General features: G+C 35.3%; 15 protein-coding genes, 2 tRNA genes and 2 rRNA genes. All 19 read left to right on the top strand.

The annotated features are described in order from the left end of the window. The first annotated feature begins 3 nt into the window (after positions 1 to 3). The 19 genes from CGEO_RS05575 (at position 4) to CGEO_RS05485 (ending at position 20,324) form a co-directional block, all read left to right on the top strand. A complete protein-coding gene (locus CGEO_RS05575) occupies positions 4 to 654 on the top strand; it encodes a prepilin-type N-terminal cleavage/methylation domain-containing protein (protein ID WP_075540363.1) in 651 nt (216 codons plus the stop codon). Between the two features lie 93 nt (positions 655 to 747). Continuing rightward, positions 748 to 1,449, top strand: coding sequence for a prepilin-type N-terminal cleavage/methylation domain-containing protein (locus CGEO_RS05570; protein ID WP_165589844.1), 702 nt, complete (start codon positions 748 to 750; stop codon positions 1,447 to 1,449). Positions 1,450 to 2,234: 785 nt separating this feature from the next. Further along, positions 2,235 to 2,405, top strand: a complete 171-nt coding sequence (locus tag CGEO_RS05565) for a dihydroneopterin aldolase (RefSeq protein WP_106380131.1) — start codon at positions 2,235 to 2,237, stop codon at positions 2,403 to 2,405. Between the two features lie 9 nt (positions 2,406 to 2,414). After that, the gene (locus tag CGEO_RS05560) at positions 2,415 to 3,911 is read left to right on the top strand and encodes a disulfide bond formation protein B (RefSeq protein ID WP_075540364.1); all 1,497 of its coding nucleotides are present in this window, start codon (positions 2,415 to 2,417) and stop codon (positions 3,909 to 3,911) included. A 20-nt stretch (positions 3,912 to 3,931) separates the two neighbouring features. Beyond that, a complete protein-coding gene (locus CGEO_RS05555; RefSeq protein WP_075494470.1) occupies positions 3,932 to 6,244 on the top strand; it encodes a molybdopterin-containing oxidoreductase family protein in 2,313 nt (770 codons plus the stop codon). A gap of 3 nt (positions 6,245 to 6,247) precedes the next feature. Further along, positions 6,248 to 6,817 (top strand): 4Fe-4S dicluster domain-containing protein, encoded by a 570-nt coding sequence (locus CGEO_RS05550; RefSeq protein WP_075540365.1) that lies wholly within the window; start codon positions 6,248 to 6,250, stop codon positions 6,815 to 6,817. After that, positions 6,814 to 7,509 (top strand): cytochrome b/b6 domain-containing protein, encoded by a 696-nt coding sequence (locus CGEO_RS05545; RefSeq protein ID WP_075494472.1) that lies wholly within the window; start codon positions 6,814 to 6,816, stop codon positions 7,507 to 7,509. Before CGEO_RS05550 ends, CGEO_RS05545 begins: the two co-directional genes overlap by 4 nt. 45 nt (positions 7,510 to 7,554) lie before the next feature. Then, positions 7,555 to 8,166 (top strand): TorD/DmsD family molecular chaperone, encoded by a 612-nt coding sequence (locus tag CGEO_RS05540; protein ID WP_075494473.1) that lies wholly within the window; start codon positions 7,555 to 7,557, stop codon positions 8,164 to 8,166. A gap of 1 nt (position 8,167) precedes the next feature. Further along, positions 8,168 to 8,830 (top strand): response regulator transcription factor, encoded by a 663-nt coding sequence (locus CGEO_RS05535; protein ID WP_075494474.1) that lies wholly within the window; start codon positions 8,168 to 8,170, stop codon positions 8,828 to 8,830. Further along, positions 8,817 to 9,983, top strand: a complete 1,167-nt coding sequence (locus tag CGEO_RS05530) for a sensor histidine kinase (protein WP_075531583.1) — start codon at positions 8,817 to 8,819, stop codon at positions 9,981 to 9,983. Before CGEO_RS05535 ends, CGEO_RS05530 begins: the two co-directional genes overlap by 14 nt. Continuing rightward, positions 9,980 to 11,242, top strand: coding sequence for a transporter substrate-binding domain-containing protein (locus CGEO_RS05525; protein ID WP_075531582.1), 1,263 nt, complete (start codon positions 9,980 to 9,982; stop codon positions 11,240 to 11,242). The genes CGEO_RS05530 and CGEO_RS05525 overlap by 4 nt, the downstream gene beginning before the upstream one ends. A gap of 1,344 nt (positions 11,243 to 12,586) precedes the next feature. Next, positions 12,587 to 14,102, top strand: a 16S ribosomal RNA gene (locus CGEO_RS05520). A 228-nt stretch (positions 14,103 to 14,330) separates the two neighbouring features. Next, positions 14,331 to 14,407: transfer RNA gene (locus CGEO_RS05515), tRNA-Ile, on the top strand. 402 nt (positions 14,408 to 14,809) lie between these two features. Next, positions 14,810 to 14,885: transfer RNA gene (locus tag CGEO_RS05510), tRNA-Ala, on the top strand. Positions 14,886 to 15,037: 152 nt separating this feature from the next. Then, on the top strand, positions 15,038 to 15,448 hold the full coding sequence (locus CGEO_RS05505) for a hypothetical protein (protein WP_075540624.1): 411 nt from the start codon (positions 15,038 to 15,040) through the stop codon (positions 15,446 to 15,448). Between the two features lie 12 nt (positions 15,449 to 15,460). Continuing rightward, positions 15,461 to 15,871: a 2OG-Fe dioxygenase family protein gene (locus CGEO_RS05500; RefSeq protein WP_075540625.1), complete on the top strand. Its 411-nt coding sequence runs from the start codon at positions 15,461 to 15,463 to the stop codon at positions 15,869 to 15,871. After that, complete coding sequence (locus CGEO_RS05495) at positions 15,868 to 16,197, top strand: ACT domain-containing protein (protein WP_075540626.1); 330 nt, start codon at positions 15,868 to 15,870, stop codon at positions 16,195 to 16,197. Before CGEO_RS05500 ends, CGEO_RS05495 begins: the two co-directional genes overlap by 4 nt. A gap of 2 nt (positions 16,198 to 16,199) precedes the next feature. Next, positions 16,200 to 16,826, top strand: coding sequence for a LysE/ArgO family amino acid transporter (locus CGEO_RS05490; RefSeq protein ID WP_075540627.1), 627 nt, complete (start codon positions 16,200 to 16,202; stop codon positions 16,824 to 16,826). Between the two features lie 585 nt (positions 16,827 to 17,411). Continuing rightward, positions 17,412 to 20,324, top strand: a 23S ribosomal RNA gene (locus CGEO_RS05485). Positions 20,325 to 20,576 lie beyond the last annotated feature (252 nt).

The raw sequence follows: 20,576 nt of genomic DNA, 5'->3' as shown, positions 1-20,576 counted from the left end.
CCCATGAAAACTGTAATTTATAAAGCATTTACTCTTATGGAGTTGGTTCTTGTTATTGTTGTTGTGGGTATTTTATCCGCTCTTGTTATACCAAGGTTGGAGCGAAACGCGATTCTTGAAGCGTCTAACCAGATAGTTTCTCACATCAGATACACTCAACATCTTGCTATGATGGATAATAAATTTAACGCAAATGATGCAACTTGGTTTAAAAGTAGATGGACAATAGCATTTAATAATGGTAATTCTTGGCGATATGATGTTTTTCAAGATAAAAATCACGATGGGGCTGTAAGCGATATCGGCGAAGTAGCAAAAGATCCACAAAATCCAAACAGAGTGTTAAGCTCTGGTTTTACCGGTGCGGCAGATTCTGTTTTAAGCAAAAAGATGAATTTAGGTAATAAATTTGGCGTTACTGGCGTTGTGTTTGGCGGTAGTTGCGCTGGAACTACTGGTATCTCTTTTGATGAAAAAGGAAGACCGATGTTGCAAGTTAGCACAGCTGGTGGTGCAACAAATCCAGTAGATAGGATGATAACTGGAAATGATGATTGCACCATTGCTATAAATAATGATGATGGAAAACGAGCTGTCATAACAATCAGACCAGAAACTGGATATGTAAGCGCGGTAAATCCTACAAATCCTTAAAATATATTATTAATTTTTATATTAAGTACTTTATTTTGGCTATTAATTTCGTTTAGTGATAAGTTTATTATATATTTATGATATAATAGCTCTATGAAAATAAAATATATAAAAGCTTTTACTCTTATGGAACTAGTCCTTGTTATCGTTGTTGTTGGCATTTTATCTGCTCTTGTTATACCAAGACTGGAGCGAAATGCACTTCTTGAAGCTGCAAATCAGATAGTTTCTCACATCAGATACACTCAACACCTTGCTATGATGGATAATAAATTTGATGCAAATGATACTACGTGGTTTAAAGAAAGATGGACAATTGAGTTTAATAACGCTAGAGTTAATAATACTACTGAATGGAGATATCATGTTTATGCAGATACTAGCAAAAGTGGGAATTTAAACTCAGCCGCTGAAGTAGCAAAAGACCCGCAAAATTCAAACAGATATCTAAGCGGAGGTTGGGGTGGTATATCTAATGCAGATTTGCAAAAAATAAATAAAAAGATGAATTTAGGTTCTAAATTTGGCGTTACAAACGTTATATTTGGAAATGATTGTAGTGGTCGAAGAAGAAGCAACATCTCAATCTCTTTTGATGAAAAAGGCAGACCTATGTTAAAAGTTAGCACAACTGCTGGCGGGGGCGCAACAAATCCAGTAGATAGGTTGATAACTGCTGATTGTACTATAACTTTGCAAAATGCAAACTCAGCTATAAATCCAGACGAAGAGGCGATTATAACCATAAGTCCAGAAACTGGCTTTGTAAAACTAACAAAAACGCCTAAAATTTAGCTAAATTTATCAAATTTGGATTTTAAATTTTATAGCAAAATGTTTGTTTGTCTATTTTACGCGCAAAATTGCTTATAAATTTAGTATATAAACTTAAGTTTTAATTTTTTCTAACTTACATAAATAAAAGAGTCGCAAATCTAACTCTTTTATATTTATCATAAATTTGGCATATCACACTTAAACTCATTTGTAAATTACAATGTATTTTAACACCAACTCATCAAAATCACAGCCTAGTGCAAGTTGTTAAACCACAACCGATTTAACTCAAACTATTTTTTGCCTGTTTTATGCTAAATTTGGTTATATCTGCAGATATATTGCATAAATTTTTCACTTTTTAACACTCGTTTTGTTTAAATTTGACATTATCATTGTCGCCATTCGTAGCCATTGCAAAACTTTAATGCCTATCTTAGAGTTGTGACATTAACATATGCTTAAATTTTACTCTTAAAATAGTTATGAGTAAAACTATCGAAGCTAGAAAAGGCTTAAACGAAGAATCGCATTTTGCGAAAAGTATTTTAATTTAATATCGCTGATAATAGCACTATTTTTTAGCCACATTTTACGCATCGCTAGAATTTGATAGTGCGCGCGCTAATAACGCTTTGTTTTATAACTTCATTTTTATAAATCACACGGTAAAAATCATAAAAATCGATTTTATTTTTTTTAAAATTTAGACTAAATTTGGCATTTCTTTAAAATTTATGTTACGTTAATATTACATTCAATTGTTAAGATTTCTTTAATCAAATCCACATTAAGGAGATTAGATGGAATTTCTTGAGTTGATTGTTATGCTATTTGTAGCATTTCTTATCTATAAAAAGCCCAAAAAAGAGAGTTTGGCTTTTAACTTGTTAGCGGCTGTTTTTGTTGTCATAGCGTTTATATTTTTCGCTATTGATATACAATTTTTCTTATTACCGCCTATGAATCTATAAGGATAAAATATGCAAAATACAAACAAATTTTATAACCTTATGTCACTTGCGGTTATCGGTATCATCGCACTTCCTGTTGGGATTGCAAATGTTATTTTAGGCTATATTTTAAAAGATTCACCATGTACTAGTTGCTGGGCTCTTAGAATTATGATGATAGTTATCGCTTTGTGCGCGCTATTTATCGTGCGATATGGGCTTAAATTTAAATACGTTGCGCTAATGCTTTTAGCCGCTGCTTATGGTATTTGGAATGCTTTTTGGCATTTTGGAATTTATGCTACGCTCGATGTTGGGCAAGGTCAAGCCTTGATGATATTTGGGCTTCATACTCAAATTTGGGCTGGCATTGTTATGTGGGCTGTGATTGTGATTTTTGCGCTTATACTTCTATTTTGCGCGCCATCATTTTCTAGTTTAAGCGCAGCAACAACAGAGCGAAAACTTAACAAAATAGACAAAGTTGCATTTGTTGTGTTTTTCGTTATAGTTGCTTCAAATGCATTTCAAGCCTTAGTTATGGTCGGACCTCCGCCATTTACTGGAGCTGATAGCCCAACAAGATTTACACTAAATCCAAAATATATCTCATGGAACTCAGCATTAGGAAATCTTTTCTCAGATCCAAGTTTACGTGGTGCTATGGGTGTTGATAAGCCTGATTTAGCTGGTAAATCATCAAATTTCGCATTTGATCATAAAGCGCAAAACTCACCACTAAATATCAACAAAGCTTTAAATATCGCTTCTAAAACAGAGCTAAATTTAGACCTAAATTCGCCAATAAGTGCGATTAGCTATGATGAAAAAACACAAAAATTTGCCATCGCTACGCAAGATTGGGGATTGTATTTAGCAGATAAAAATTTAAAAACTATAAGTAATCATTTTGTGCTAGATCATCTATATTTTCCAACGGTATTAAATTTCGTTGGAGTTGATTTTATGGGGGATAATATCAAGGTTATGGGATATAACAAAGCTTTTATCACAGTTAAACAAGATGATAAAGCAGATGAAGTGGCTGGCTTTGCTGACTTTTACGAAGGTGGCGATAAATTTAGTAAAGTTGCGCGTGATAACTTAGTAACTACAAGATCAAAAACAAGCTATATAGCTAGTTTTGTAGCAGATGAAAAATACAGCTACGCGATTACAGTTCCAGATAACTTGCAAAAAAGCTTCATTCTTATCAAACAGCTAAATGCCGATGATAAAATCTCAGCTGAGATTATCCCAGAATTAGCATCAAATGTTACTTTAAAAGATAAAAGAGAGCTTGGTGAGCTTTATATAACAGCGATGGCTATAAAAGATGGAATGATTTATGCAGCGAGCAAAAATTACAACACTATCGTTGTAATCGATACTAAAACAGATGAAATCGTTGAAGCGTATTCATATCCAGAAGTGATAGTAAATTTAAGAGGACTTGAGTTTGTAGATGGTGTTTTGAAAGCTGTTAGCTATCAAAATGGCAAAAATATAATGTTTGAGCTTAAATAGCCAAAATAAAGGAGAAATCTATGCAAAATGCTAACCGTAGAGATTTCTTAAAAGGCATAGGCGCGCTTGGTGTGAGCGTGCCGCTTTTTGGGATGACTTCTATAAAAGATGAAGAGGTGCTTTTTAAACCTAAAAAGCCAAGAGGGGATTCTAAATTTCACTATGTAACCTGTCCTAGAAACTGTAGAGATGCGTGTTGTTTGGTAGCTGAAGTTCAAGATGGAGTTATGATAGACATCAAAGGCGCTAAGTGGCATCCAGTTACGCAAGGAACAGCCTGTTGCAAGGGTCATACATACAGAGAGTATCTTTATGCAACTGATAGAATTTTATATCCTATGAAACGAGCTGGTAAAAAAGGCGAGGGCAAATGGGAGAGAATCAGTTGGGATGAAGCTTTTAGCTTAACTGCTACTAAATTTAATGAGATAATTAAAGAGTATGGTGGCGAAGCTATTGCTGAGTTTGTATACTCAGGAAATGAAGGACATATCAGTAAAACCATAGCTCCTGGTAATTTTTTTGAAAAAATCGGCGCAACAAGGCTAGTTAGAAACCCGTGTGATTGGCCGCGATATGCTGGAACTCCAAGCGTTATAGGAACTTCATTTTCAAAAGATGCACTAGAGTTTAACCAAAGTGATATGTATATAACATGGGGTTCAAACGAAGCCTACACAGCCGTTCACTGGGCAAAAATAGGGCAAGATGTAAGAAGAAGAGGCGGCAAACTAATCACAATTAATACCATCAGAACGCCGATGGCAAATCACTCTGATATGTTTATCCAACTAAAGCCTTGCACAGATTCAGCATTTTGTCTTGGAGTATGTAAAGTACTAATCGAAGAGAATTTATACGATAAAGAATTTGTTGAAAAATACACTATGGGCTTTGATGATTTAGTAGCAGAAACTAAAGAGTATACTCTTGAGTATTTAGCAGATTTTTGTGGTATAAAGGTTGATGAGATTGTAACTTTTGCAAGAGAGTATGCTAAGGCAAAAGCTCCTGCAATTAGCCATGGCGATGGCGGACAAAGGCATTTTAACGGAGCAAGACTAGTTAGAGCGGTTACGTTTTTACCTGTTTTAATAGGCGCTTTGACAAAACCAGGTGCTGGACTTTTCTGGGCTTATACAAATTTAACTCCTTGCTATGACTTTGATAAAGTTATGCCAGATCTTTCTCCAAAAGATGAAAACGGCAAAAAAATCGAACGTCAAACTGCAAACTACGTTCAATTTGGTAGAGCGCTTCGCACGGATAACCCAACCAGTCTTGATACAAGTTCTGATTCATATAAAGAAGTTAAGCTTAAAACCGTCATTAGAGCAGTTATCAACTACAACACAAATTTGATGGTAACAGCGCCAAATACAGCGCTAATTAAAAAACGCCTTTTGCAAGATGATTTATTTTTACTAGTGCTTGATCCTTTTGATACTGATACTGTTGATTATGCTGATATTGTTATGCCGGCTGGAACGTTTTTAGAATCAGAAGATATACAAAATGACCAAGTTTCGGGCTTTATCTGTTATAACGCAGCAGCAGCAAAACTTGTAGGAGAGTCTAAGACAAACTTAGAAATTTTTAACGGTATAGCAAAAGCGATGGGCTTTACTGATGAGTGTTTTGACTGGGATAGCAGATATATATTAAGCACGATGCTTGATACTAAATTTAATAAAGAGCAAAACATAGACTATGAAAGAGCGGTTGTTAAAGGTCAAATCAAACCAATAAGAACTCCACAAACTATGAAAGAGCACTTCCCGTACTATCCATATCATGAAGAGGGAAATTTGGTTTTTAAAACTCCAAGTGGTAAGTGTGAGTTGTATTCACAACACTTTAAAGATGAGGGTTTTCATCCGGTGATTGACTTAGGAACTGATGAAGACTGGTATAAAAATAATAAAGATTTTGGAGAAGAGTATCTTAAAAAATACCCACTTTATTTCATGACTCCAGGAACTCAACTTCAAGATAACACAAACTGGGGAAATGTCAAATACATAAAACATAGAGTTTTATACGATGGATATCCAGAAATTTTTATGACACAAGCCGATACAAGTGCAAGAGGCATAAAAGAGGGTGATGTGGTTAAAGCTACAAATGAGCTAGCTTCGGCGTATTTTAGAGTCCGCGTTATCTCACAGATGAAGCCTGGAATTTGCTATGCATGGAATAATATCTGGTTAAAAACTACTAAAACCAGAACGGGAGCGAATTTCTTATGTAGTGATGGGATTAGCGATTTGGGTCAAGGTTCTGTTTATACAGCCACTTATGTTGAAGTTGCAAAAAGCACAGATTTGGAGTAAAAGATGTCAAAATTTCAAAAAGGGTTTTTGTTCGATCAAAATTTTTGTATAGGCTGTAAAGCATGCGAAATCGCCTGTCAAGTCTATCATCAACAAGATGAATTTATTAACTGGCGTGTAGTAGATACATTTATAGTAAATGAAGATGGTATGGAAAAAGAGCTGTTTTTATCACACTCTTGTCATCATTGCGAAGAACCAGAGTGCATGAGAGTCTGTCCTAGCGAAGCGATAAGTAAACGAAAAGATGGTATAGTTGAGATAAATCGCGATAAATGTATAGGATGTGGATACTGCGAGCAATCATGCAGTTATGGTGCTATAACTTTGATGGGAAAAGATAAAAAAGCCCAAAAATGCAACCTTTGTGCTGAGCGATTAGATGAGGGCGAGCTTCCTGCTTGTGTGGCTGGTTGTCCTTGCGATACGCTTAAGCTTGTAGATATTTTTGTAGCCGATAGTGCTAAAATGCAAAAAGATTGTGTTGGGTTTAAGGATTTAGGCTTTAAGCCTTCGATTCGTTTTTATCCTAAATTTAGAGCACAATATTATGATAAGAAGGTGAAATTATGAAAAAAATTAGAGCGTATCATCCCTTAGAAAGGGCATATCATAAATATATGATTTTGTTTGTTTTTCTTTTGATTTTAAGTGGGTTGCCGTTTTTTTCAAAAAGCTTTGATTTTATAGCTTATGTTGTTGGCTATCCAGTAAGTGAGTTTTTAGGTAATGGCGAAGCTTTGGCTTCAGGACTTATGGTTTTGCGCGTGATTCACTGGAGTAGTGGATTTTTATTAGGTATAATTTCGGTTTTGTTTTTACTAGGTATGATTTGTAAGATAAATAAGCTAAACATTTTCCCAGACAGATGGGGAGTTGCTGCGATTTTTGATGGCATTAAACAGATGCAAATTCACTATCTTGAGCATAAACCAGCAAAATTTGGCAAACTAAATATCGGTCAAAAAGCAAGTGCTTGGGTTATGTTTTTAACTATGGCAACGCTGATTATAAGTGGAGTATTGCTTGCTTTAAGAAACATAAATCCTATGTTTTTTGATGCAAACACAACGCTTTTGCTTAGAGATATTCATAGTGTTAGCTTTGTTATTTTGGTTATAGTTTTGATTATCCATATGTTCTTTGCGCTTCTTCCATCAAACGAAAGCTCGTATAAAGCGATGTTTGAAACTGGAGAAATGGATGAAGAGTATGTAAAAAGTCATCATCCGCTTTGGTATGAAAAATTACAAAAAGATATTTAAATAAATTTAAAGGTGTCAAATTTGGCACCTTTTTTAAGGAAAAGCATGAGAAATTTAGACTACGAAACAGATATCTCAAATACATATGATTTTTTAAGAGAGCTGTTTTTTAACGAGTTAAAGCATGATAGTTTTGAGAAAGTCAAGATAAAAGCACTAAATTTAAGTTTAAATTTACAAAGCGTGGATTTTGTGCGACATCTGTTAAATGATATAAATTTAGATGAAGCAAGATGGGAGTACAATAGACTTTTTATAGGTCCTAAAAAACCACCAGCTTCGCCTTTTGAATCAGTTTATCGCTCTAAAAAAGGGCTTTTGATGAGAGAGTTTGCTTATGAAGTTAGAGAAATTTATGCAAATGTTGGTTTAGAAGTTCAAGCAAAAGATCATATGCCAGATGATTTTTTAGGATTTGAGTTGCAATATCTTTTTTACATATCAAGTCTTGCAAGAGAGTCTTTAAAAAATGAGAAATTTAGCCAAGCAGATGAACTTATAGAGTTAAGAAAAGAGTTCTTAAAAGAGCATATTTTGGTTTGGATTTATAAATTTATAGATGATATAAAAACTCACAGTAAAGAGAAAATTTGGGTTGAGTTTGGCGAGTTTTTAACAAGCGTGTTTGAGTTAGAAAAGAAGCATTTAGGTTTATAAAATGAAAATTTTACTATTAGAAGATGATCATAGTTACAGAGTTAGCATCAAAGACTTTTTAGAGTTACTTGAGTATGAGGTCGATGACTTTGAAGATGGCAAAAGTGCGATGGATGCGATACTTGATAATAACTACGATCTGCTTCTTTTAGATGTTAGAACGCCAAAGATGTCTGGATATGAGGTAGTAAATTTAACAAGAAAAGAGGGCATTGAAGTGCCTATAATCTTAGTAACTTCTTTGACTGATATTGAGGATTTAAGCAAGGGTTATGAACTTGGGTGCAATGACTATATAAGAAAACCGTTTGCGCTAAAAGAGCTTAAATACCGAATCACACAAGCTATAAATAACTTTTCGTTTAAAACTAGCAAAAAGGTTGTAAATTTAGCCTGTGGATTTGAGTTTTGTATCGATAAAAACGAGCTAAAATTTAAAGATGAAGCGATAAAACTAACCAAAATCGAGCTAGAAATCATACTTTTTCTTATAAAAAGACAAGGAAGTTTTGCAAGCACAAATGAGATTATAAGCGAACTTTGGAGCGATGAGTTTATAACTGAGGCTGATTTTCGTATGCATATAAAAAGAATTCGTGATAAAACAGATAAAAATTTGATAATAAACTCAAGAGGTTTGGGATATAAGATTGAGAAGTATTAACCGCTCTATCGCACTTTACTCATTTATAATCTGCTTGTTTATATCGGTTGGTTTTACTCTTTTATCGTATTTTTACGTGCATGAGCTAAATTTGTCTTTGCAGATGAAAGAAAAGCATGATATCGAGCTTTATGCGTATAAAATCACAAAAACAAAGCAAAATTTACAAGATTTTAAAGAAGATCTTTTTGGCACACTCGAGTCATTTTTATATAAAATCGCAATTATAGACACAAATGGCAAAATTCTATACTCTACTTTCGATAAAGCTCCAAAAATTGGGATTTTAAACTATGCGATTATAGAAGATGGAGTTGTTAAATTTTGTGATAATGCTCAGTTTTTAGATGCAGGTAGGGTTGTGATGGTTTTATATAAAAAGATAGATTACACAAGCGTAAAGCAAAAGGCGTATCTGCTTTGTGGTTTGATTTTGACTTTTTTGCTTTTTTGCTCGATTTTTTTATATATCCATACGAAAAAAGCTTATGATGAGATGAGTAAAAATTTAGCCTTGTTTTTAAAAGATGCGATTCATGAGATAAGAACGCCGCTTGGGGTTTTGCAGATAAATTTAGAGTTTTTAGAAAACACATTATCAAATTCTATGCCTTTAAAACGAGCTCAAGGTGGACTTAGAAACCTCACATCGATTTATGAAAATATGGAATATCTAATCAAAAATAAAAAAATCGCATATAAAAAAGAGTGGATAAATTTAAGTGAGCTTATTATGTATCGCATAGAATTTTTTCAAATTTTATGCGATGTAAAAGAGCTGGAATTTACTTATCATATCGATAAAATGTTTCTTTATGCAAATTCGCTTGAGATACAAAGATTTATAGATAACAACATCTCAAATGCGATAAAATACACAAAACAAGGTAGAAAAATAAACCTAAATTTAGAAAAAACAAAATTTGGCGCAACTCTTAGCTTTGAAAATGAAGGCGATGAGATAGTCGATACTCAAAAGATTTTTGAGCAATATCACAGAGGCGATAACATCAGCGGTGGCTTTGGTCTTGGGCTTAGCATGGTTAAAAAAATATGCGCAAAATACAAAATCTCAATCCGCGTTGATTCAAAAAATGGATTAAATAAATTTAGCTATAACTTGCCAAAAACTATCATAAAAGAGCTGCAATGAGAAAAATAATATTTTTAATCATCTTGTTTAAGGTAGCGTTGTTCGCAAAACTTGATTTAACCGAAGCTGAGCAAAGATGGCTAGATGCGCATCCGGTAATAATCGCTGGCATTGATAGTAACTATGCGCCATTTGAATTTGTCGATGAAAAAGGGCAATTTGCAGGGATGGCTATTGATTATCTAAAAGAGATTGAAAAAATTCTTGGTGTAAAAATTGAAATCAAAACAGCAAAATCGTGGGAAAATGTTACAAATATGGCAAAAAGTGGCTCTGTTGATTTCTTGTCTTGTCTTGCAAAAACGCAAGAAAGGGCTAAGTATCTAAATTTCACAAAGCCATATCTATCTTTTCCGACTGCGATTGTTACGAACAAAACCGCAGGATATGTAAATGGCTTAAAGGAGCTAAATGGAAAAACAGTTGCCGTGATAGATCAATACATGGCAAACCAGCGTCTTGAGGAGCATTATGATAACATTTATTTAGTAAAAACTCAAAATTTATCGCAAGGTTTGGAGCTTGTAGCTTCTGGCAAAACTTTTGCTTATGTTGATAACCTTTCGCAACTAATTTATGCCTTGCAAAAGGGAACTTTTGGAAATTTGGCTATTTCTGGAGTTGCTGATTATAAGTTTGATTATGCGATGGCTTCGATTACAAAAGAGCCGATTTTAAGAGATATTTTACAAAAAGCACTTGATAACATTCCAAGCGAAATAAGGCAAAGCATACATTGCAAATGGTTTCCGCCTGCGTATCAGCAAGCGACTGACTATAAACTTGTGTGGCAAGTTGTGTGTGTGGGAATGCTTGTGCTTGGGGTTTTTGGGTGTTGGCTTTATCTGCTAAAAAAAGAGATAAAAAAGCGAATTTCAATCGAGCAGGATTTAAACAGAAACCGCGAGTGGCTAAATTGTAGTTTAAACTCAGCTGAAATCGGCGCGTGGGATTTGGATATCATAAGCCAAACGATAAGTGGAAATTCTGTTTTTTCTGGAATTTTGGGGCTAGAAGATAGTGAAATTTTGCTTAGTATGGAGCGGTTTAAGAGTGATTTTATATATAAAGATGATTTGGCAAAATTTCTATCTCATTTAGAGAGATGTTTTGAGGCTAAAGGCGAGTTTTGCGCACTAGAATTTAGGGTAGTTTCTAGCGATAAAAATACAAAAAAAGTCGAGATTACAAGCAAGGTTTTTAAATACGACTTGTATCAAAATCCGATTAGAATGATGGGATTTATGAAAGAAATTTAAAATCATATAGCTTTTGAAATTTGCAAGATAGATATATGGTTTTGGTTAAAATCTAAATTTTAAATGTTTGTGGTTTGCGATGATTTAATCTTAAAAAAATCAAATTTTGTTTGGCAAATAAAATCTAAATTTGAAAATTTATATAAATTTACTAAGCATAAAATATGTTTTTTGGTGTAAAAATCGGGTTTGTGTAGTGTAAAATCGCAGAATTTTAATGGATGTAATAATACTTGCAAGGCAAAATTTAAATTCTAGATGTTTGGTTGATTGCAAGAAAGCCATAAAAATACGTTTGGCTGGGCTGATTATAGACTTTTAATGAGTAAAATACTGGCGCGATTTGTGTGGAGTTTTGGAGCGCGCCGATAGGATGCTAGAAAAGCTATAATTGTGTTTGCGCAAGAACTTGTACGCAGATAAAACCTATCTAAATTTAACTATTTCTTTTATTCCCCTTTCCCGCCAATTCAATATTTGCTTCACTTTCCTCGCTCTTGCTCCACATCTTTCCACCCATTAGCCATAAATCCAACTTCTCTTATTTCCGATACTCTTTATTATAAATTTAATATTCATTTCCACCTTACTAGCCACAACCCCATACTTCACTTCTAACCCCATACTCCACCTCTTTATCTTTTTACAATAACCACAAACTTTAACTCTAACTCTAACTCTAACTCTAACTCCTTATCTTTTTTGTTCCTAACTCTAACTCCAAACCTTAACCCTAATCCTACCTCTTTATCTTTTTACGCAATAACTTCAACCCCTAACCCTAACTTTCCTTACATTACTATTGCTTTTATCATCTCATCATATATTTTTACCATATTTTATTTTTTTTCACTTTTTCACTATTTTTTTATTGTAATTAAGCTAGTTTTAAGTGTTGCTTTTATATACTTTCATTTCCGCTTCAAAGAAAGCCAAGATTTTAAAACTCTTAACTTTCTTATCTCATCTATGTAGATGAAGCTTTTTACATTAAATCTAATAAGATTAATGTTACTAAGATTATAAAGATAAAGAAGCATGTTTTTTAAATTATAATTGTTAAACTATAAATTTTAAAGTCAATCTTTGAAATCTAAACAAGTGATCGATTGAGCCACTTTTTAATTTTATTAAAAAGAAAAACAATTAAAACTAATAAAGTTTTTATGATTAAAAACTTCATAATTAAATCCAAATTTAGGTTATAGCAGTATATGCTTTTTAAGTAAAATACTCAATAACTTTAATTTGGTCATTTGCTAAATTTACACCAACACTTTGTGTTGGTGTGCTTTAGTATTTGTTACTTTAGCACAGACTTTGTTTGTGCGCTAAAAGTAAATTAATATGGAGAGTTTGATCCTGGCTCAGAGTGAACGCTGGCGGCGTGCCTAATACATGCAAGTCGAACGGAGAATTAAGAGAGCTTGCTCTTTTAATTCTTAGTGGCGCACGGGTGAGTAATATATAGCTAACCTGCCCCTTAGAAGAGAACAACAGTTAGAAATGACTGCTAATACTCTATACTCCAACTAAACATATGTTTGGTTGGGAAAGTCTTTTCGCTAAGGGATGGGGCTATATTGTATCAGTTTGTTGGTGAGGTAATGGCTCACCAAGACTATGACGCATAACTGGTCTGAGAGGATGATCAGTCACACTGGAACTGAGACACGGTCCAGACTCCTACGGGAGGCAGCAGTAAGGAATATTGCGCAATGGGCGAAAGCCTGACGCAGCAACGCCGCGTGGAGGATGACACTTTTCGGAGCGTAAACTCCTTTTGTTGGGGAAGAATAATGACGGTACCCAACGAATAAGCACCGGCTAACTCCGTGCCAGCAGCCGCGGTAATACGGGGGGTGCAAGCGTTACTCGGAATCACTGGGCGTAAAGGGCGCGTAGGCGGATGAATAAGTCTTTTGTGAAATCTAACAGCTTAACTGTTAAACTGCTTAGGAAACTATTTATCTAGAGTAAGGGAGAGGCAGATGGAACTGGTGGTGTAGGGGTAAAATCCGTAGAGATCACCAAGAATACCTATTGCGAAAGCGATCTGCTAGAACTTAACTGACGCTGAGGCGCGAAAGCGTGGGGAGCAAACAGGATTAGATACCCTGGTAGTCCACGCCCTAAACGATGTATACTAGTTGTTGCTTTGCTAGTCAAGGCAGTAATGCACCTAACGGATTAAGTATACCGCCTGGGGAGTACGGTCGCAAGATTAAAACTCAAAGGAATAGACGGGGACCCGCACAAGCGGTGGAGCATGTGGTTTAATTCGAAGATACGCGAAGAACCTTACCCGGACTTGATATCCAACAAATTCTTTAGAGATAGAGAAGTGCTAGCTTGCTAGAATGTTGAGACAGGTGCTGCACGGCTGTCGTCAGCTCGTGTCGTGAGATGTTGGGTTAAGTCCCGCAACGAGCGCAACCCACGTGTTTAGTTGCTAACAGTTCGGCTGAGCACTCTAAACAGACTGCCTACGCAAGTAGGAGGAAGGTGTGGACGACGTCAAGTCATCATGGCCCTTATGTCCGGGGCGACACACGTGCTACAATGGCATATACAATGAGAAGCAATATCGCGAGATGGAGCAAATCTATAAAATATGTCTCAGTTCGGATTGGAGTCTGCAACTCGACTCCATGAAGCCGGAATCGCTAGTAATCGTAGATCAGCCATGCTACGGTGAATACGTTCCCGGGTCTTGTACTCACCGCCCGTCACACCATGGGAGTTGATTTCACTCGAAGTCGGAATGCTAAACTAGCTACCGCCCACAGTGGAATCAGCGACTGGGGTGAAGTCGTAACAAGGTAACCGTAGGAGAACCTGCGGTTGGATCACCTCCTTTCTAGAGTACATATGTATATTTCTCACAAGATATACATTAAGAAAGAACGACACTACTAAATCAAATAGTAAAAACAAAGATAGCGATTATTTATCTTTGAAAACTATTTGTGGTAAGAACTAGTTAGATAGTTATTGTACTAACTAGTTCTTAAGAGCTTAACACTCTTAGTAGTTTCTCTCAATCGCACTTGTTTAGTTTTGAAAGATTGACGCCCAGATATGTTAAGGGCCTATAGCTCAGCTGGTTAGAGTGCACCCCTGATAAGGGTGAGGTCATAAGTTCAAGTCTTATTAGGCCCACCACAAACCAAAGATTTTATAATCTATGTTGAGTAGTAGATAAAAAGAAATTAATAATAGAATAGAAGTTTATTTAAGTCTTTTAAATTTAATTGATTAAGTCTAAGAATTTGGAAGAATTTTATAAATATTTTTGCAAACTATTTTTTCGCTAAACAAGGAACACGAGCAAAAACAAATGAGCAAACTTATGTTTGTGACTGCAGTTTGAAGCAAAGTGTAACAAAGTTTAGTAGAAAAAAGAGAAAGCAAAAATGGGGAATTAGCTCAGCTGGGAGAGCGCCTGCTTTGCACAAGAAAAAGCAAACTTCTTTGCTTTTTAGGATTTGTCGTTGTGAGTGTAACGAACCGACAAAGACACTGCGTGTATAAAGGATAAGTCTTAGCATAGGTAAAGATAGAATTGGGGAATTAGCTCAGCTGGGAGAGCGCCTGCTTTGCACGCAGGAGGTCAGCGGTTCGATCCCGCTATTCTCCACCACCACGTATTATAGAAGTATTAAGTATATAGTTTAACAATTTTTCTTTTATTTCTTAAATTTTTCTTTATTTATACTTATTATATTATTTCTTTGTTACTCTTTATATTTTTTATGCTAGTATACTATTTTATTTTATAAATTAGGATATACAGTGAATAATATTTCTATACCAATAACCATTCTTGATTTTTCTGATTTAGACATAAATTTGGATACTTTACAAAAAAAGGTATCCAAATTTTATGATCAATACGAGGATGATTTATATTTGTTGCACAAAAATAAGGTTGATTATTTGGAGCAATTTATTAATATAAAAGATAACGAAGTATATTTAAATTATGATTATGATTTTTCAAAACTTAATATTAATGAAGACACATTTAAAATAATTAATTTTATGAAGCCGACTAGAAGACGTTTAATTTCTGAATATATTGTAGAAATTATAAATGATAATATTTTTATAAATAGACAAGAAAATCGAGGATTTACTCAAAAATTTGCATATATTTCAAATAATGAATTTGACTATAGAAAATATACTAGAAAATTTAAATAGCTTCCAGATGAATTGTTTGATGATATTTTAAAAAAAATGATAACTTTTACCGCTTTTAAAATAAGTAAATATACAAATATTCTTAAATTTAAACTTATAGTTCATCATACTTTAATTTTTTGTATTGATGGCAATATTTCTACAAATTCTCCAGAGGGCATTCATCAAGATGGTATGGATTTTATTATGTCTGCTTTTATAGTTGAGAGAAAAAATATTAAAGGGGCAAAAAGTATTATTTATAATAATATGTTTAATAAATTTAATAAAATTCTAGAAATTACTTTGAAAGAAGGATATGGTATATTGCAACCAGATATGAATACTTCTTTGTGGCATGAAGTTACAGAAATCTTTTCTATTGATAAAAATAAACCAGCCTATCGTTCTAGCATAGGATTTGATTTTGAGGTGATTAAATGAAACTAAAGAAATTAGATGGGAACTTTATTATAATAAAAGATGTAAATTTTGAATTTACCGATAACACATTTTGTATTATTAAGGAAGCAGATGGATATACGATGATAAAGACTTTATTAAATACAGAAGAAAATTTTTCAGAATACTTTAAAGCTTTTTATATAGATGAACTTTATAATTTTGAAACTAGCGGTATTTTGTTTAAGATAATTGAACCTTTAAAAAATGCAAAGATTAGTGTTTTAGTTGTATCTGCTTTTAGTAGAGATTATATTTTTGTTCTAGAAAAAAACTATGAGACAGCTATCAAAATTTTGGGAATATAATTATGCTAGTTTTAACTTTTGTTAAAGGTTTTATCCTTTCTTTCTCGTTGATTGTAGCTATAGGTGCCCAAAATATTTTTGTCTTAAAGCAAGGTATTGCTCAAAGCAATGTTTTTATAGTATGTTTTATATGTTTTCTATGTGATGTTGTCTTAATGAATATAGGCATATTTGGAGTTGGAGAAATTTTAGCAACGAATAAAATAGCTAATTTAACAATAACAATTTTAGGAATTTTATTTTTAATATATTATGGCTTTTTATCTTTGAAATCTGCATTTTCAATAAAGAATACTTTAGATTTAAAAATAAATAAAATTTCTGTTAAAAAATCACTTATTTTAACCTTGGGGGTAACTCTTTTAAATCCACAAGTATATCTTGATACGGTATTTATAGTTGGAGCCGCTGCTTTGACTCTTGAAGTGACAGAGAAAATATTTTTTTCTTTTGGTGCTCTGTGTTCGTCTTTTATTTGGTTTTTTTCATTAGGTTTTGGAGCAAAAAGATTAAGTAAATGGTTACAAAAACCAAAAATTGCAATGTGTGTAGATGTTATAATAGCTTTTATAATGTTCTTAATAGCTTTCTCATTATTAAAATTTGCAATTAGTTCAAATTTGATATAAAATATCTCAAATTTTAATATTCTTTTAAGGTTAGATTTGTATAATTACATTTCTTTTTTAATTTACTAAAAATTAGAAAAGCGTTATTTAACTTATCATTGTTAATAGTCACAAACAAGTTTTAATAAAATAAAACAATTTTACAGGATCTTGTTAAAGGTTGTAATAATATAACTTTGTAAATTTTATCTCAAACAAATCTGTTATCCCAATAACTACTAAGAGATAAAAGAAGTTTAACCATCACAAAAGATTTAGTCTTAAACTTACTAAATGCTTTGGTTAATGCTTTCCGTCTTGGGTTATAGATTATAACTATATTAAATTACATCAAGTAATTTATCTTTAACAAGGAAGTGATGCAAATTAGAATATGAAACATATTTAAAAATAAATTATTACTCTGCAAATTTACTATCTTCTAAATCTATATTTAAAAGATAGCTTGTGGTTAGACTATACATTAGTTTATCATTTATGAAAAAACTTTAGTTTTAAATAAATGTTTATACTTTAGGTAGGTCAAGGGAGTGTTTACACTCCTTGCCGCAAGGACTAGCTTTGCTAGTCTGTGGAGTAAAGAAAAGGTAAGCTACTAAGAGCGAATGGTGGATGCCTTGGTTGGTAGAGGCGATGAAGGACGTACTAGACTGCGATAAGCTACGGGGAGCCGTCAAGAGGCTTTGATCCGTAGATTTCCGAATGGGGCAACCCAATTAACAGCAATGTTAATTACCTATATGGAGCGAACGTGGGGAATTGAAACATCTTAGTACCCACAGGAAGAGAAATCAATTGAGATTACGCAAGTAGCGGCGAGCGAACGCGTAAAAGGGCAAACCACTAGTTTACTAGTGGGGTTGTAGGACTGCAATATGTATAAAAACATGATAGTAGAATAATCTGGAAAGATTAAGGATACAGGGTGATACTCCCGTATACGAAATCATCTTTTTAACTAGCAGTATCCTGAGTAGGGCGAGACACGTGAAATCTTGTCTGAAGCTGGGTCGACCACGATCCAACCCTAAATACTACTACCAAACCGATAGTGCACAAGTACCGTGAGGGAAAGGTGAAAAGAACTGAGGTGATCAGAGTGAAATAGAACCTGAAACCATTTGCTTACAATCATTCAGAGCACGATTCTTTATGACGTGTGATGGACTGCCTTTTGCATAATGAGCCTGCGAGTTGTGGTGTCTGGCAAGGTTAAGGAAACCCGGAGCCGTAGCGAAAGCGAGTCTTAATAGGGCGACAAGTCAGATGCTGCAGACCCGAAACGAAGTGATCTATCCATGAGCAGGTTGAAACCGGTGTAAGAGCCGGCGGAGGACCGAACCCGCTGACGTTGAAAAGTCTTGGGATGACTTGTGGATAGGGGTGAAAGGCCAATCAAACTTCGTGATAGCTGGTTCTCTCCGAAATATATTGAGGTATAGCGTTATGTAGTAACTATGGGGGGTAGAGCACTGAATGGGCTAGGGCATATACCAATGTACCAAACCCTATCAAACTCCGAATACCCATAGCGTAATCATAGCAGTCAGGCGGCGAGTGATAAAATCCGTCGTCGAGAGGGGAACAACCCAGACTACCGACTAAGGTCCCTAAATCTTATTTAAGTGGAAAACGATGTGAAGTTACTGAAACAACCAGGAGGTTGGCTTAGAAGCAGCCATCCTTTAAAGATAGCGTAATAGCTCACTGGTCTAGTGATTTTGCGCGGAAAATATAACGGGGCTAAAATAAGTACCGAAGTCGTAGACTTGACACATTAGTGTCAAGTGGTAGGAGAGCGTTCTATTCAGCATTGAAGGTGTACCGGTAAGGAGCGCTGGAGCGGATAGAAGTGAGCATGCAGGCATGAGTAGCGATAATTGGGGTGAGAATCCCCAACGCCGAAAACCCAAGGTTTCCTACGCGATGCTCGTCATCGTAGGGTTAGTCGGGTCCTAAGCAAAGTCCGAAAGGGGTATGCGATGGAAAATTGGTTAATATTCCAATACCAATTATTATGTGCGATGGAAGGACGCTTAAAGTTAATGGAGCTAACTGATGGAATAGTTAGTCGAAGGAAGTAGATTGAGTTGTAGGCAAATCCGTAACTCTTTATTCGAGATCTGACAGGCAAACAACGCTCTTCGGAGCTGCGTTTGAATCCATGATACTATCGAGCCAAGAAAAGTTTCTAAGTTTAGTAATAATTGCCCGTACCGTAAACCGACACAGGTGGGTGGGATGAGTATTCTAAGGCGCGTGGAAGAACCCTCTTTAAGGAACTCTGCAAAATAACACCGTATCTTCGGTATAAGGTGTGCCTCTTTTGGTGAAATCCCTGCGGATCTAGCTAGAAAGGTTACAACAAAGAGTCCCTCCCGACTGTTTACCAAAAACACAGCACTCTGCTAACTCGTAAGAGGATGTATAGGGTGTGACGCCTGCCCGGTGCTCGAAGGTTAATTGATGGGGTCAGCAGCAATGCGAAGCTCTTGATCGAAGCCCGAGTAAACGGCGGCCGTAACTATAACGGTCCTAAGGTAGCGAAATTCCTTGTCGATTAAATATCGACCTGCATGAATGGCGTAACGAGATGGGAGCTGTCTCAAAGAGGGATCCAGTGAAATTGTAGTGGAGGTGAAAATTCCTCCTACCCGCGGCAAGACGGAAAGACCCCGTGGACCTTTACTATAGCTTGACACTGCTACTTGGATAAAGATGTGCAGGATAGGTGGGAGGCTTTGATTATATGACGCCAGTTATATATGAGCCATTGTTGAGATACCACTCTTCTTTATTCGGGTAGCTAACTAGCCTAAGTATATCCTTAGGTAGGACAATGTCTGGTGGGTAGTTTGACTGGGGCGGTCGCCTCCCAAAATGTAACGGAGGCTTACAAAGGTTGGCTCAAAACGGTTGGAAATCGTTTGCAGAGTATAAAGGTATAAGCCAGCTTAACTGCAAGACATACAAGTCGAGCAGAGACGAAAGTCGGTCTTAGTGATCCGGTGGTTCTGTGTGGAAGGGCCATCGCTCAAAGGATAAAAGGTACCCCGGGGATAACAGGCTGATCTTCCCCAAGAGCTCACATCGACGGGAAGGTTTGGCACCTCGATGTCGGCTCATCGCATCCTGGGGCTGGAGCAGGTCCCAAGGGTATGGCTGTTCGCCATTTAAAGCGGTACGCGAGCTGGGTTCAGAACGTCGTGAGACAGTTCGGTCCCTATCTGCCGTGGGCGTAAGAAGATTGAGGAGAGTTGACCCTAGTACGAGAGGACCGGGTCGAACCAACCACTGGTGTACCAGTTGTCCTGCCAAGGGCACCGCTGGGTAGCTAAGTTGGGATGTGATAAGAGCTGAAAGCATCTAAGCTCGAAGCCAACTCCAAGATGAATCTTCTTTTAAGTTCTCTAGTAGACTACTAGTTTGATAGGCTGGGTGTGTAATGGATGAGAGTCCTTTAGCTGACCAGTACTAATAGAACGTTTGCTTATCTTTTTTAAGCATCACTTCCTTGTTAAGGATAAAACTTGCTTTGTCTTTTTTCTACTATGCGGCGTTAGATTACGCTTCACACTTCGGTTACGAACTTTAAGTTCGCTCCCTTGTGTTTGCTTATCTGCCTTGCCTAGCGAAAAAATACTTCGCAATTTATTAATAAAAACAAGAGATAAAATTGTTTTTATTAAAACTTAGACTATTAACTAAGATAGAACACATTACAGTGTTTAATAAGAGAATTGAGAGAAA

The organism is Campylobacter geochelonis, assembly GCF_013201685.1.
Classification (GTDB): domain Bacteria; phylum Campylobacterota; class Campylobacteria; order Campylobacterales; family Campylobacteraceae; genus Campylobacter_B; species Campylobacter_B geochelonis.
The sequence above is the reverse complement of the archived record's forward strand: the minus strand, read 5'-3'. Positions and strand labels throughout refer to the sequence as shown.

What these genes read in the sequence shown, in the direction of transcription:
- CGEO_RS05575 (WP_075540363.1), top strand. Translation starts at nt 4, where the DNA reads ATGAAAACTGTAATTTATAAAGCATTTACTCTTATGGAGTTGGTTCTT.
- CGEO_RS05570 (WP_165589844.1), top strand. Translation starts at nt 748, where the DNA reads ATGAAAATAAAATATATAAAAGCTTTTACTCTTATGGAACTAGTCCTT.
- CGEO_RS05565 (WP_106380131.1), top strand. Translation starts at nt 2,235, where the DNA reads ATGGAATTTCTTGAGTTGATTGTTATGCTATTTGTAGCATTTCTTATC.
- CGEO_RS05560 (WP_075540364.1), top strand. Translation starts at nt 2,415, where the DNA reads ATGCAAAATACAAACAAATTTTATAACCTTATGTCACTTGCGGTTATC.
- CGEO_RS05555 (WP_075494470.1), top strand. Translation starts at nt 3,932, where the DNA reads ATGCAAAATGCTAACCGTAGAGATTTCTTAAAAGGCATAGGCGCGCTT.
- CGEO_RS05550 (WP_075540365.1), top strand. Translation starts at nt 6,248, where the DNA reads ATGTCAAAATTTCAAAAAGGGTTTTTGTTCGATCAAAATTTTTGTATA.
- CGEO_RS05545 (WP_075494472.1), top strand. Translation starts at nt 6,814, where the DNA reads ATGAAAAAAATTAGAGCGTATCATCCCTTAGAAAGGGCATATCATAAA.
- CGEO_RS05540 (WP_075494473.1), top strand. Translation starts at nt 7,555, where the DNA reads ATGAGAAATTTAGACTACGAAACAGATATCTCAAATACATATGATTTT.
- CGEO_RS05535 (WP_075494474.1), top strand. Translation starts at nt 8,168, where the DNA reads ATGAAAATTTTACTATTAGAAGATGATCATAGTTACAGAGTTAGCATC.
- CGEO_RS05525 (WP_075531582.1), top strand. Translation starts at nt 9,980, where the DNA reads ATGAGAAAAATAATATTTTTAATCATCTTGTTTAAGGTAGCGTTGTTC.
- CGEO_RS05495 (WP_075540626.1), top strand. Translation starts at nt 15,868, where the DNA reads ATGAAACTAAAGAAATTAGATGGGAACTTTATTATAATAAAAGATGTA.
- CGEO_RS05490 (WP_075540627.1), top strand. Translation starts at nt 16,200, where the DNA reads ATGCTAGTTTTAACTTTTGTTAAAGGTTTTATCCTTTCTTTCTCGTTG.